The 13,948-nt window shown below is 76.1% G+C and carries 9 protein-coding genes; all 9 read left to right on the forward strand.

Annotation, left to right across the window (positions count from 1 at the left end; genetic code table 11):
* Window positions 1-4: 4 nt before the first annotated feature.
* On the forward strand, window positions 5-1,303 hold the full coding sequence (locus tag AB0A74_RS04085) for a hypothetical protein (RefSeq protein ID WP_358247399.1): 1,299 nt from the start codon (window positions 5-7) through the stop codon (window positions 1,301-1,303).
* Window positions 1,300-3,327 (forward strand): AAA family ATPase, encoded by a 2,028-nt coding sequence (locus AB0A74_RS04090; protein WP_358247400.1) that lies wholly within the window; start codon window positions 1,300-1,302, stop codon window positions 3,325-3,327. The genes AB0A74_RS04085 and AB0A74_RS04090 overlap by 4 nt, the downstream gene beginning before the upstream one ends.
* Window positions 3,324-3,887 carry an FHA domain-containing protein gene (locus AB0A74_RS04095; protein WP_358247401.1) on the forward strand — a complete coding sequence of 188 codons (564 nt, stop codon included), beginning with the start codon at window positions 3,324-3,326 and terminating at the stop codon, window positions 3,885-3,887. The genes AB0A74_RS04090 and AB0A74_RS04095 overlap by 4 nt, the downstream gene beginning before the upstream one ends.
* Window positions 3,884-5,005, forward strand: coding sequence for a hypothetical protein (locus tag AB0A74_RS04100; protein ID WP_358247402.1), 1,122 nt, complete (start codon window positions 3,884-3,886; stop codon window positions 5,003-5,005). The genes AB0A74_RS04095 and AB0A74_RS04100 overlap by 4 nt, the downstream gene beginning before the upstream one ends.
* Window positions 5,002-5,664, forward strand: coding sequence for a 4Fe-4S single cluster domain-containing protein (locus AB0A74_RS04105; RefSeq protein WP_358247403.1), 663 nt, complete (start codon window positions 5,002-5,004; stop codon window positions 5,662-5,664). The genes AB0A74_RS04100 and AB0A74_RS04105 overlap by 4 nt, the downstream gene beginning before the upstream one ends.
* 125 nt (window positions 5,665-5,789) lie before the next feature.
* Window positions 5,790-6,662 carry a hypothetical protein gene (locus AB0A74_RS04110; RefSeq protein ID WP_358247404.1) on the forward strand — a complete coding sequence of 291 codons (873 nt, stop codon included), beginning with the start codon at window positions 5,790-5,792 and terminating at the stop codon, window positions 6,660-6,662.
* 46 nt (window positions 6,663-6,708) lie between these two features.
* Window positions 6,709-9,489, forward strand: a complete 2,781-nt coding sequence (locus tag AB0A74_RS04115) for a CHAT domain-containing protein (protein ID WP_358247405.1) — start codon at window positions 6,709-6,711, stop codon at window positions 9,487-9,489.
* 25 nt (window positions 9,490-9,514) lie between these two features.
* On the forward strand, window positions 9,515-10,921 hold the full coding sequence (locus AB0A74_RS04120; RefSeq protein WP_358247406.1) for a hypothetical protein: 1,407 nt from the start codon (window positions 9,515-9,517) through the stop codon (window positions 10,919-10,921).
* A gap of 1 nt (window position 10,922) precedes the next feature.
* Window positions 10,923-13,937 carry an AAA family ATPase gene (locus AB0A74_RS04125; protein ID WP_358247407.1) on the forward strand — a complete coding sequence of 1,005 codons (3,015 nt, stop codon included), beginning with the start codon at window positions 10,923-10,925 and terminating at the stop codon, window positions 13,935-13,937.
* Window positions 13,938-13,948 lie beyond the last annotated feature (11 nt).

The raw sequence follows: 13,948 nt of genomic DNA on the forward strand, positions 1-13,948 counted from the left end.
AGCGATGAGTTCAGGTGGGATCGTCCTCGCGCCGGTCGCGTTGCCCGTCGTGGCGGCGGGGGCGGTCGTGGTGGCCGGCGCGGTGGCGGTGGGCGCGGGGGCCGTGCTGCTGGCGCGGGCCGCCAACGCCGCCATCGAGGGGTCGGTGCGCGCCCTCGGCGAGCACGGCGCGCGGCTGGAGGCGGAGGTCGCGGGGCTGGAGGCCGCGGCGGCCGACGCCCGCCGCTGGGAGGTGGCCGCCGCCGACGTCGTGGCCGTCAACGCCCGCATCCGCCTGCTGCGCGACCGGGCCGCGACCGCCGGCGCGACCGTCGCCGTCCCCGCCCCGCTCACGCTGACCGCCGGTCGCGACCCCGCCGAGCTGGCCCGCTGGGTCCGCCAGGCCCAAGTGGACCTGGCCCGCGCCCAGGAAGCGCTGGACGCGCAGGTCCCCGCGCCCGCGCTCGCGATCGGCAAGTCCACAGTGGACACGACGATGGCCGACGCGCTCGCGAGCCACCGCGAAGCGGTGCGCCGCCGGTACGCCACGGCCGTCGCCGCCGCACCCGAACCGGTCTCCCCCGGCGAGGTGGAACGGGTCCTGGCCCTGCTCGACCCGGACGCGACCACCGACGAACGGACCGCCGCGCTGACCGCCGCCGCCCTGGTCACCGCGCACCCCGAGGAGAAGCACGTCTACCTGGCCGCGCTGCGCCGCCGGATCACCGCCGAGATCAACCCGCGCGCCGCCCGCCGCCGGCTGGCCGCGAGCTGGGTGCAGGTGCTGGAGGACGGCCCGCTGACCGAGGCGTTGGCCGGCGCCCAGCCGCCGCCCGACCTCGCCGAGACCGCCGACCGGTTGCGCGCGGTCGTCGCCGGGACGCACGACCTGACCGCGCGGCTGCGCGCCGAGGCCGCGCGGCTGCTGGAGTGGGCCGAGGAGACCGCCCAGCGGTTCTTCGTGTGCGAACTGGTCAAGCACCACCTCACCGACCTGGGCTACCGGGTCGAGGACACCTTCGACGCGGGCGGCCTGCGGCTGGCCCGCGCGGACTGGTCCGGCGAGCACACCGCCGACGTGTGGGTGGACGCGCACGCCACCGTCCACGGTCGGGTCGTCCGCGAGGTCGCCGCCGGCGGCGACGACGCCCGGATCACCGACCTGGAGCGCTGCGACACCTTCGCCGACGACCTGGCGGCCGTGGCCGCGCTGATGCCCGAGGCCCGGGCCGCGGTGGACCGCACGGCCGCGCCGGAGGTCCGCGCGGCGGCCGACGACCGGTCCGGCACGGCCACGACCGCCCAGCGGCGGGAGCGGCGATGACCCGGGACACCGCCCCGCGCTCCGGCCGCTTCCTGCCCGAGTTCCCCGCGTTCGTCAACGAGGTCGCCGGGACGCTCGCCGTGCACGCCCAGTACGTCCTGCACGGCAACCTGCGCGACCAGTTCCTGGTGACCCCGCCCGGCGGGCACCCGGAGATCGTCACGCTGCTGCCCCTGCTGTGGCGGGCGTTGCGCCCCTTGGGGTTCGAGGCGCTGATCACCTACGACCAGGTGGACGGCGTCGGCGTGTTCCCCGACGAACCCGCCGCGCGCCAGGCCGTCGAACGGGTCCTGGGCGGCGGCGTGGTCGGGCGGCGGCCGTCGCTGGACCGCCTGCGCGTCCACCTCGCCAAGGCGGTCGGCGTGCCCGAGCAGCCGCCGGCGGAGAGCGACGGCTCGCGCACGCACCGGCCGGCGGAGAGCGACGGCTCCCGCACGTTCCGGCCGGCGGCGGAAAGCGGCGGCGCGCACCAGCCGGAGGGCGAGGGGGCCTGGGCGCGCCGGCCCCCGGCCACCAGGCCCGCCGCCCGGGTCGCCGTGGTCGTCGACCACGCCTCGCGGCTGACCCGCGTGCCCGGCCAGCTCGACCCGAACGAGCTGGGCTTCTTCCTGTACTGCCAGAAGCTCGCCCTCACCGCCCAGCCGCTGTCGTTCGACGGCGACCGCCCGGCGGAGCTGCACAACCCGGTGCTCTGGCTGGTCGAGGGCGAACGCGACCTGCCCGCCTGGCTCACCGCGGGCGTCGAGCCGGTGCGCACGGTCGCCGTCGGCCTGCCCACCCTGGACAACCGGCTGGACATGGCCCGGCTCCTGGTCCCCGTCTTCCCGCCGGCCGCGGTGGACGGGCCGACCCGGGTGGACCCGGCCGAGGAGTTCGCCAACCGCACCGACGGCCTGACCCTGGAGTCCATGCTGCGCATCGCCCGCCTGGCCCGCGACCGCGGGCTGGGCCTGGACCGGATCGCCGACGCCACCCGCGTCTACAAGCTCGGCGTGGACGACAACCTGTGGCGGCGCGGCAGCGTCCGGGCGCAGATCACCAAGGGCGAGGCCGTGATCGCCACCCGGATCAAGGGCCAGGAGCGGGCGGTGGCCAAGACCCTGGACATCCTCAAGCGCGCCGCGCTGGGCCTGTCCGGCGCGCAGGCGAGCACGCCCGGGTCCCGGCCGCGTGGCGTGCTGTTCTTCGCCGGGCCCACCGGCGTCGGCAAGACCGAACTGGCCAAGCAGGTCGCCGAGGTGCTGTTCGGCGACGCCGGGGCCTACCTGCGGTTCGACATGAGCGAGTTCGCCGCCGAGCAGGCCGCCGACCGGCTCATCGGCGCGCCGCCCGGGTACGTCGGGTTCGAGGCGGGCGGCGAGCTGACCGGCGCGGTGCGCCGCCGGCCGTTCCAGGTGGTGCTGTTCGACGAGATCGAGAAGGCGCACCCGCTGGTGCTGGACAAGTTCCTGCAGATCCTGGAGGACGGCCGGCTCACCGACGGGCAGGGCGTCACCACGCACTTCTCCGAGTGCGTCCTGATCTTCACGTCCAACCTGGGCATCATCGTCACCGACCCGGAGACCGGCGCGCGGCGGCGGATCGTGGACCCCGGCATGCCGTACGCGCGGCTGGAGGCGACGGTCAAGGCGGCCATCCGCGACCACTTCACCACCAGGCTGGCCCGGCCCGAGCTGCTCAACCGGTTCGGCGACAACATCGTGGTGTTCGACTTCATCGGCCCGGAGACCGCCGCCGGGATCTTCGCCGCGCAGCTGGACAACATCGCCGCCCGCGTCCACTCGGAACTGGGGCTGCGGCTGGAGTTCACCGACGCCGCCCGCGCGCAGCTGGCCGCCGCGTGCACCGCCGACCCGGAGAACGGGGGCCGCGGCATCGGCAACCTGCTGGAGAGCAACCTGGTCAACCCGCTGGCGCGGGTGCTGTTCGACCAGGACGTCCAGCCCGGCGCGCGGGTCGAGGTCACCGGGCTGCGCACCGGGGACCGGGGACCGGAGCTGTCCGCCCGGGTCGGTGCGCCGTGACCAAGCGGTGCCCGGTCGACCCGGACGAGGTGTTCGAGGACGCGGAAACGCTGTGCCGGGTGCACATCCGGCCGCTGGTGGTGGTCGCGGACGAGCCCGAGCCGGTCGTCGCGGCCCCGGCCGGGGCCGAGCCGCGCGAGCCGTGGTCGCTGGACGCGTGCTGGCACTGCGGGACGCCCTCGCCGCACCCGGACAACCGGTCGTGCCTGCGCCCGGACTGCCGCCGCGCGCTGACCCCGCCCGCGCTGCACGTCCGGTTCCGCGACGGCGAGGTGGAGCTGGACCCGGGCGAGCGCGCCGAGCTGGGGCGGCTCGGCCCGCACGGGCGGGCGTTCCGCGGGTTCCCCAACGTGTCGCGCCGGCACGCCGTGGTCGGCGTGGACCCCGACGGGCGGGCGTGGATCGAGCCGCTGCCCACGCCCAACGGGACGTTCCTCAACGGCGTCGAACTGCCCGAGTCGGTCGGCCGGACGCTGTTGTCCGGCGACACCGTCCGGCTGGCGCGGCACGCCGAGGGCGCGGTCACCCTGTACGACCGCACGACGGGAGGACCGCGGTGAGCGTCCTGTCCACGTGGCTGCGGGCCCGCACGCCGGTCGACCCGGAACTCCCCCGGCCGGTCGTGGAACCCCGCACGCCCGCCGCCCTGCTGATCGCCCAGGCCGAGGCCCAGGGCGCCGCCGACGCGCGGCGGCACGTCCGGGACGGCTGGTCGTTCGGCGGTCCCGACGACGGGCCGTCGGAGGCGTTCGACCCCGAGTACGTGAAGGGCCTGCGGCGGCTGTGCGACGCGGCCGTGCACTCGGCGCTGGAGCGGCACGCCCTGGCCCGCGAGCGGACGTCGCACCTGCGGGCGCGGGCCGACGAGGCGAACCGGTTGATGGTGGCCGCGCGGTCCCAGATGGACCGGCTCGCCGCCGACGCCGCCCGGCGGGTGAGCGCCGGCGAGACCCCGGCGGAGGACGTCGCCGACGACGACCCGGTGTGGGAGGGCGAGACCGTCGCGCTGCCCCCGGTGTGGCGGCTGGTGGTCCTGCTCGGGCTGGTGGTCGCGCAGGTCCCGGTGCACTACCTGGTGTTCCGGCACTTCCTGGCGGGCCGCGTGGAGACCGGCGCGATCTGGGCGGTGTGCGGGTCGATGGCGGTGTTCCTGGTGGCCGCGCCGCACGTCGCCGCGCTGCTGGTGCGGGCGCGGCAGGCCACCGGCACCGAGCGGCGGCTGACCGCCGTCGTGCTGGTGACCGGCGTGTTCTGGGCGTTGGTGGTGGGGGTGCTGGGCGTGCTGTGCGGTGGCGTGCTGGAGCTGAACCGGGAGCGGTTGGCGCCGCTGAACCTCACGTCCACCACGTTGGTGCTGATGTTCGTCGGCGGGCTGGTGGTGGCCGGGGCGATGGCGTTCATGCTCGGCCTGTCCCGGCGGCACCCGTTCCAGGAGGCCTACGCCCGGCACCGGCGGCGGCGCGACCGGGCGGAGGCCGCGCGGCGGGCGCTGGTGGACCGGCTCAACCCCGAGCACGTCGAGGACGGAGGGCCGGAGGCGCTGGTCCAGGCCGTGCGGGCGGCGTACGCGGCGGCGGAGGAGGCGTACTTCGCGGCGTTGGCGCAGGCGGTCGGGGACCCGGCCTTCACCGACGCCGTGCAGCACCGGCGCGGCCTGCGCCCGGCGGGTGCGCCGTGAGCGTGCTGCGGGTCAGCCGGACGCACTTCCCCGTCACGGCGTTGGGTCCGGGGACGCGGCTGGGCGTGTGGGTGCAGGGGTGTTCGCTGGCGTGCAAGGGGTGCATGTCGCAGGACACGTGGAGTCCGGGCGGTGGCGTGGACGTCCCGGTCGCGGACCTGGTCGCGCTGTGGCGGGAGGCGGCCGGGCGGGGCGCGGACGGCCTGACGGTGAGCGGCGGGGAACCGCTGCAACAGCCCGACGCCCTGCGCGAGTTCCTCGCCGGGGTGCACGCCGAACGCGGCGCCGCGGACATCCTCGTCTACACCGGGTACGAGGAATCGGAACTCGACGAGCGGCGCCGGAACGCGGTCGAATTCGCCGACGTGCTGGTGACCGGGCGTTTCGACATCACCCGGCCGACGGCGTTGATCTGGCGCGGGTCGGCGAACCAGCGGATGGTCCCGCTGACGGACCTGGGCCGCCGCCGGTACGCGGAACACGTGGACCACGAGCCCGAGCGCGCGCCGATCCAGGTGCGGGCCGACGGCAGCGGGATCTGGCTGATCGGGACGCCCCGACAAGGCGGTTTGGCCGCGTTGGAGCGCGGGTTGCGGGCGAGCGGGCTGCCGGTCGAGAGTGCCACCTGGCGGTTGAGATCACCGGGTCAAAGCGGTTGAGACGGCCGGTTCAGGTCATTTTTCCTAGTTACTACCAATGAGATCCGAGTCGGTTCATAGGCTTTATCCCATGCGCGCTCATAGCTTCGGGCACATCCAATTCCGATGTGCACGGGGGTGGCGCGATGGACGTTCGGGAAATGGCCCGCAGCGGCGAGTTGGCCGCTTTTGCGGGCACCGTGACCGGGGAGGCGCGGCGGCGGCTGCGGGCCGCCACCTACGAGGTCGTGCAGCCGGTGGTGTTCCACCAGTTGACCCGCCGGCTGGAGCTCAACCGCGGCCACCGGTCGTGCGCGGTCGCGGTGTCCCGGCTGGAGGACGCCTGCCTGGACCGGTTCCACGACGACATGGACGCGGTGATCGAGGACGTGTTCCGCAACGCCCGCGTCCCCGTCCACAACCTGGAGGGCTGGGTGAGCCGGCGGCTCACGCTCGCGACCGTCAACGGCTACCGCCGCCGGCGGGGCGAGCGCGGCGCGTTGCAGCGGCCCCGGGTGCCCCGGTGGCTGGCCGCCCGGCTGGGCGAGGACCCGGCGCTGACCGCGTTGGCCGTGGAGGTGCTGGAGTTCGTCGGCAACGACGCGGCCGCCGGGCCGCGGGTGTGGCCCACCGAGCGCTGGGCGGAGCGCCGCGCGGCCGGCGACGGGTGGGAGGCCGAGCACCGGGCGGTGCTGCGCGACCTGGACACCGTGCTGGGCGCGATGCGCGCCCGGCCGGCCTGGTTCGAGGCCTACGTGGAGCGTCCGCTGGGGCGCAAGCCGCACGCCGCGCTGCCGTTGCCGCCCGGCGAGGTCCCCCTGCCGGTGGTCGCGGAGACCGACGGGCTGCTGGTGGAGTTGGCGGGGCTCGCCGTGGACTCCATCGAGGACCGCCTCGCCCGCGGCGAGAACCCGCGGCGCGCGGTGGTGGACGTGGTGACCGCGGTCTTCGGCCCCGACGCGGCGCCGTCCGGGCCCGCCGTCGAACGGGTCCTCGCGGTGCTGGGAACCCGCGGCTGAGCCGTCCGTCAGAAAGGGGCGGGACGGCGTGACGAGGAGGGGCTGGATGGGGATCGAGGACGTCCTCGCGCGGTGCCGGGCGACCGTGGACCGGGCGGCGGCCGGCGGCGTCGGGCCGGCGGAGGTGGTGACGCTGGTCGCCGACCTGGCGACGCTGCCCGCGGACCACCCGGAACGCAGCCGGCTCGCGGTCACCGCGCTCCTCGCGCTCACCAAGGGCGGCGGCGCGGCCCCGGCTCAGGTGGGCGGTCACCTCAACGACCTCCTGGAACTGGTGGAGCACGTGCCGGCGACGCTGGTGGTGTGGCCGCAGGTGCGCGCGTCTGTCCGTGCCCAGCACTACATGCACTCCGCCGTCCACGGCACACCGATCGACCTGCCCGCCGCCGAACGGGAACTCGCCGAGCTGGCCGAGGCCATGTGGGACGTGCCCAGGGTCAAGTTGCTGGTGGAGTCGGCCAAGCGGGTCATCGGCACGGTGGCCGCCGGGCACGAGGGCGACGCGCGGGCCATGGCGCAGATGCTCGACTCGCTGGGGCCCCAGTTCGACAAGCTCGGCGACGACCCGGGCGTGCGCGGCATGCGCTCGTTCATGGAGGTCGCCCAACGGGCCATGACGGCCCAGCAGTCCGGCGACCTGGACGAGGTCATGGCGGCGTTCCGCGAGATGCAGCGCGTCGGCGCCGACCTGCCCGCCGACACCGGGATCCACGAGGTGCTCGCGCAGACGTCCGCCGAGCTGGACGTGCTGATGTCGTCGTTGCGGGGCCAGGCGCCCGCCGGCGACGACCCGGTGGCCACCGCCGACGACATCGCGCGGTCGCTGGCCGACGACGACGCCCCGCTCGCCGAGCGGGTCAAGGCCCGGCTGCTCGCGGCGTCCGCGCTGATGCGGGGCGGCGAGGAGACCGACCTGGCCCGCGTGGACGCGGCCGTGGACCAGTACCGCGCGGCGCTGGCGATGGGCCGCGACCACGCGCAGTACGAGTTCGCGCTGACGGGGCTGGCCGTGGCGCTGTACCGGCGGTCGGAGGTCGCGGGCACCACCGACGGGCTGGACGAGGCCGAGGAGCTCCTGACCCGGGCGCTGGAGCTGTTCGGCGGGCCGCGGCACCGGCAGTGGTCGATGGCCAACGGGTTGCTCGCGAACATCCGGCAGCGGCTGGGCGACCTGGCGGCGTCGGGCGAGTTCGGGCTGGCGGCGCAACGCAGCTACGCGTGGCGGGCGCTGTTGGAGCCCGACCCGGCGGACGCCCGGCTGGCCATCAAGGACGCCGTGCACGACGCGGTCGAGCTGGCCCGGACCTGTCTGCGCGCCAACAACATCGCCGACGCCCTGCGCGCGTTGGACACCTGCCGCGGCCTGATGCTGTTCGCCGAGGTGGAGCTGCGGGACGTGCGCGAGAAGCTGGTCGCGGCGGGTCGGGCCGACCTGGCGAACCGGTGGGCGCACGAGGGCCGGGACTCCGAGGGGTTGCGGCGCGAGGTGGTGGCCGCGCTGGTGGACGCCGGCGCCACCCGCAACCTGCTCGACCCGCCCAGCCTGGCCGACATCCGGCGCGCGCTGGCGGACTCCGGGGCGGACGCGCTGGTGTACCTGGTGCCGGGCAGCGGCATCGCGCCCGGGGCGGCGGTGATCGCGCCGCGCGAGGGGCCGCCGGCGTACATGGCGTTGCAGCACCTGGTGGTCGAGGGCGACGCGGACATCGAGCGCTACCTGACGGCCCTGGCCCACCGGTCCCGCGCGGGCGAACCGAACCGCTCGATGCCGACCCTGGAGACCGGGACCGAGACCGAGCCCGGGACCGTCGAGGGGCTCGCGCGGGAGATCGCGGCCGAGGGCGGGCCGTCGTTCGGCGACAGCGTCGACGCGTTGTGCGGGTGGGCGTGGCGCGCGGCGATGGGGCCGTTGCTGGAGCGGTACTTCGCGCGGACCGCCGCCGGGCGGGTGCCGCGGATCGTGCTGATCCCGATGGGCGACCTCGCGCGCGTCCCCTGGCAGGCCGCGCGGCGGCCCGACGGCACGTACGCCGTGGAGCTGGCCGCGTTCTCGCAGGCCGTCTCCGCCCGGCTGTTCTGCGACAACGCCGCCCGGCGGCCGGTGAAGCCCGGCTCGACCGGCCTGGTCGTGGGCGACCCGGACACCGAGGGCGCGGCCGTCCCCCTGCACGCCGCCCGCGAGGAGGCCCACGCGGTGCGGCAGGCGTTCTACCGCAGCGCGCGGTACGTCGGGCGGCGGCCGGACGGCTCGACCAGCCCGTCCGGCCGGGGCACCGCCGCGGAGGTCCGGGAGTGGCTCGCCGACACCGCGCCGCACGCGGGCGGCACGCTGCACCTGGCCTGCCACGGCTCCTACACCACCAAGGACGGCAAGGTGACCGCCGCGCTGCTGCTCGCGCCCGACGAGCCCGGTGGCACGCCCGGCGAGCTGGGCACCGACGAGATCGTGCGCGTGCTGCGGGCCGTGCCGGAGCGCCGCATCGGCCTGGTGGTCATGGCCGCCTGCCACACGGGCCGGTCCATCCACGGCTACGACGAGGCCTACAGCCTGGGCACCGCGTTCCTCGCGGGCGGGGTGCGGACCGTGCTGTCCACGCACTGGGCCATCCCGGACAAGGCGACCTCGGCGCTGATGTACGTGTTCCACCACCACCTGCGCCAGGACCGGATGGCGCCGTGGGAGGCGTTGCGCGCGGCGCAGATGTGGATGCTGCGGCCCGACCGGGAGCCGCCGCCGGGGATGCCCGAGCGGCTGCGGTCGGTGACCGCGGGCCACGACCACGCGCACGTCGTCGCGTGGGCCGGGTTCGTGCATGGTGGTCAGTGAAGACCTGTCGGGAGGGGGAGACCGGATGTCCTCGGTGGACGACGTCATCGCGCGGCTGCGCGCCGAAGCGGGTGGCCTGACCGGGACCGCGCGCGTCGAGCCGCTCAGCCGCCTGGGACAGGCGCTGCTGCAGCGGTTCTCGCAGCTGGGCCCGTCCGCGCCGACCGCCCTGGCCGACCTCAACGGCGCGGTCGACGCGTTCGAGGAGGTGCTGCGCCACGTCGGCGAGAGCGACCCGTTGCGGGTGAACGTGGTGCTGTTGCTGGGTTTCGCGCTCAGCGCCCGCAACACCTACATGACCGACGACAAGGACCTCTCCGCGTCGATCGAGCACCTGTCCGCGGCGCTGGAGTCCGACCGCGTCCCGCCCGCCTCCGCGGCCGGCGCGCGGATGATGCTGGGCCAGCAGTACCTGACGCGGGCCATGTCCCGGGTCGCGCTGGGCCAGTCGACGATCAGCATGTTGACCGCCACGGCCAACCAGAGCGAGGTCCCCGAGGTGGACCGCGCGGTCGAGTGCTTCCGGGCGGTCGTGGACGGGCCGTTCATCAGCGACGACTTCCGCGACATGGCGCAGATGTCGCTGGAGATGAGCGAGGCCGTGCGGGCGATCCTGGGCGGGTCGCCGGGCGGGTTCAACTTCCAGAACATGATGGCCGCCATGGCGAAGCTGCAGGAGATGCAGCAGCGGTACGCGTCCGGGGAGAAGCCGGGCTACGGGCCGTTCAAGTTCACCGACGTGTTCAACTTCGCCAACGCGGGCCAACTGGTCAACATGGACCCGATGGACCACCCGGTGGCGGTCGTGCACGGCGAGGTGGACGACGCGCCGGCGACGGCGGTGCCGGTCGAGCCGGAGCCCGAGCCGGTGGACCTGCGCGGGTCGCTGCGCAAGCGGCTGGGGTTGGCCGAGCCGGTGTGGGAGTCGGCGGCGCGGTTGCTGGTCGCGGACCCGCCGGCGGTGGCCGTGGTGGACGAGGCCGTCGCGATGGCGGGGACGGTGGTGGACGAGGACGAGGACGCCGACGTGGTGGACTGGTTCCTGGTGGCCGTCACGCTGCACCTGCGGCACCGGCTGGACCCCGGCGGCGACGACCGGCGGGCCGGCGCGGACGCGTTGCTGACCGCCGCCCGCAGGTCGCCGGTGGACCACCCCGCGCTGCCGGTGGTGCTGCGGTCGTTGGGCGCGTTCCTCGCCGTGGACGAGCCGTTGGGCGGAGTGCTGGACGCGGTGGCGGCGGGGTTCGCGGGGCGGTTCGACGCGGTGCTGGCCGGCGGTGGGGTGACCGACCCGGACCAGTGGGCGGACCTGCACGCGCTGCGGTGCGTGTGCCGGGCGGCGTGGGCGGTGGCGGAGGCCGGGCGGGCGGTCGAGCGGCTGTCGGCGGACTACCCGTGGCCGGGCCCGCTCAAGGCCGCGGCCCGGTCGTGACATGGCGTCGTTCATCGGGCGCGACACCGAGATGGCGGTGCTGACCGGGCTCCTGGCGCAGGTCGCCGAGCACCGGCCGGCGGTGGTCGTGCTGGACGGCGAGGCCGGGGTCGGCAAGACCCGGCTGGTGGCGGAGTTCTCGGCGGCGGCGCGGGCGGCGGGCGCGGAGGTGCTGTCCGGCGGGTGCCTGGAGCTGGCCGGCGGGGCGATCCCGTACGGGCCGCTGATCGAGGCGTTGCGGCGGCTGGTGCGGCAGCACGGCGAGGCGGAGGCCCGCCGGCTGGCGGGCCCGGCGTGGGCGGAGCTGTCCGGCCTCATCGCGGACTTCACCGGCACCCCGACCCACACCACGCCGCCCCCTCACCCCACGCCGCCACCCCACGCCGCGCCCCACCACGCCACGCCCCACCACGCCACTCCCGCCCACGCCACGCCCCACCACGCCCCGCCCGCCCACGCCACGCCCGCCCACGCCACGCCCGCCCACGCCCTGCCCCACCACGCCCCGCTCACCCAAGGCCCGCCCGCTCTCGGCGCGCAGACCCGCGTGTTCGGCGCGGTGTCGCGGTTGTTGGACCACATCGGGGAGCACCAGCCGCTCGTGCTGGTCTTCGAGGACGTGCACTGGGCCGACACCGCGACCCTCGACCTCATCGCCTACCTCGCCCTCACCGCGACCGACCAGCGGCTGATGCTGCTGTGCAGCTACCGGTCCGGGCTGCGGCTCGGCCACCCGCTGCGCGCCCGCCTCGCCGAACCCGAGTTCACCCGCCGCACGCACCGGATCAGCCTCGCCCCCTTCACCACCCGCGAGCTGCGCGCGTTCGTCGCCGCGCTGACCGGCGCCGACGTCAGCCCCGAGCGCGCCGACCGGTACTTCGCGCTGTCCGAGGGCAACCCGTACTTCACCGAGCAGCTCGTCGCCGCCGGGCCCGACCCGCGCGTCCCCGACTCGATCGGCGACCTCATGCTCGCCCGCCTCGCCCAGCTCGGCCCCGACGCGGCGACCGTCGTGCGGGTCGCGGCGGTGGCCGGGCGGCGGGTGTCCGACGCGCTGCTGGCCCGCGTCGCCGGGCTGGCCGAGCCCGCGCTGGACGCCGCGCTCACCGAGTGCCTGGCCCACCGGGTGCTGGTCGAGGACCGGGTGGACGAGTCCTACAGCTTCCAGCACGCGCTGCTGCGCGAGACCGCCTACGAGACGGTCCGGCCGCGCGAACGGCGGCGGCTGCACGCGGTGCTCGCCGAGGCGCTGGCCGAGGAGGTCGACGGCAACCCGCACGTGCTGCCCGAGCTGGCCCACCACTGGACCGCGGCGGACCGGGTGCCCGAGGCGCTGTGGGCGGCGATCGGGGCGGGCGACCTCGCGGTGCGGGTGCGGGCGTTCCCGGAGGCGGAGGTCCAGTACCGGTCCGCCCTGGACCTGTGGTCGCGCGTGCCCGGGACCGACGACGCGGCGCGGGTCCGGGTGCTGACCGCCGCCGCCGACGCCGCCCGCTGGGCCGGGCACCTCCGCCAGGCCGTGGCGTGGGCGGAGGAGGCCGTGGCCCGCGCCGGGACCGCCGACCCCGCGCTGCTGGGCGAGCTGCACGAACGGCTGGGCAGCTACCGGTGGGAGGCCGGGTTCGACGACGACGCCGTGGCCGCCTACCGCGCCGCCCGCGCGCTGCTCGACACCGTGCCGCCCAGCGCCGCCGGCGCCCGCGCGAGCGCCGCCCTGTCCACGGTGGGCATCAAGCGCGGCGACTACACCGGGGCGCTCGCCCTGGCCCGCGCGGCCGAGGACGAGGCGCGGGCCGCCGGCGCGACCGCCGAGATCGGCCGGGCCCGCAACAGCTCCGGCCTGGCCCTCACCCTGCTCGGCAAGCACGCCGAGGGCATCGCCGACCTGCGCGAGGCGCTGCGCGTGGCCACCGAGGTGGACCACCTGGAGGACATGCTGCGCGCCTACGGCAACCTGGGCGTGTGCCTGGAGCGCGCGGGCCGGGTCGCCGAGGCCGTCGAGGTCTTCCAGCGGGGCCTGGACAAGAGCCGCGAACTGGGCCTGCTGGGCGCGCGGCAGGCCGGGCTGCTGGCCAACAACGCCTGCGCCACGCTGTTCCTGCTGGGCCGGTGGGCCGAGGCGGACGTGCTGATCACCGAGGTGCTGCGGTACTACCCGGCGCGCGAGACCACGTTCCAGCGGCTCACCAAGGCCGAGATCGACCTGGCCACCGGCCGCCTGGACGACGCCGAGCACCTGCTGGAGAGCGTCCGCACCCAGCCCAGCGCGCAGCCGCGCTTCCTCAGCCCGCTCTACCGGTGCCTGGCCGAGCTCGCCGCCCACCGCGGCGACCCGGAGGCCGCGCTGGACACCGTGCGGCACGGCGTGAAGGCCATCGCCGACGCCGAGGACCACCTGCTGGTGCTGCAACTGTGCGCGTTCGGCCTGCGGGTCGCCGCCGACCACGCCACCCCGGCCCCCGACCTGGTCGAGTGGGCGCGGGCGGCGGGTCGCGGCGCGGACGACGCCGAGTCCGCCGTGCTGGCCGCGCAGGGCGACGCCGAGCACCACCGGGCCGCCGGCGCCGACACCGCCGCCGAGTGGGACGCCGTCGCGCGGGCGTGGCGGGCCCTCGACCGGCCCTACCCGGTGGCCTACGCGTTGTCCCGGCTGGCGGCCGCCGCCGCCCGCGACGGTGACCGCGAGGCCGCGTCGGCCGCCGCCGCGGAGGCCGCCGGCATCGCCGAACGGCTGGGCGCCGCGCCGCTGCTGGACGCCGTCACCCGGCTCGCCCGCTCGCACCGGCTGTCCCGCCGCGTCGAGCCCCGCGACGGGGTCCCGTTCCACCTCACCACGCGGGAACTGGAGGTCCTGCGCGAACTCGCGGGCGGCCTCACCAACCGGCAGATCGGGACCCGGCTGTCGATCACCAAGGAGACCGTCGGCACCCACCTGTCCAACGCCTACCGCAAGCTCGGCGTGGACAACAAGGTCTCCGCCCTGGCGAAGGCGCGCGACGCCGGACTGCTCCGCTAGCTCAACCCTGG

It is taken from the genome of Saccharothrix sp. NPDC042600 (genome assembly GCF_040647305.1).
Lineage (GTDB): Bacteria > Actinomycetota > Actinomycetes > Mycobacteriales > Pseudonocardiaceae > Actinosynnema > Actinosynnema mutabilis.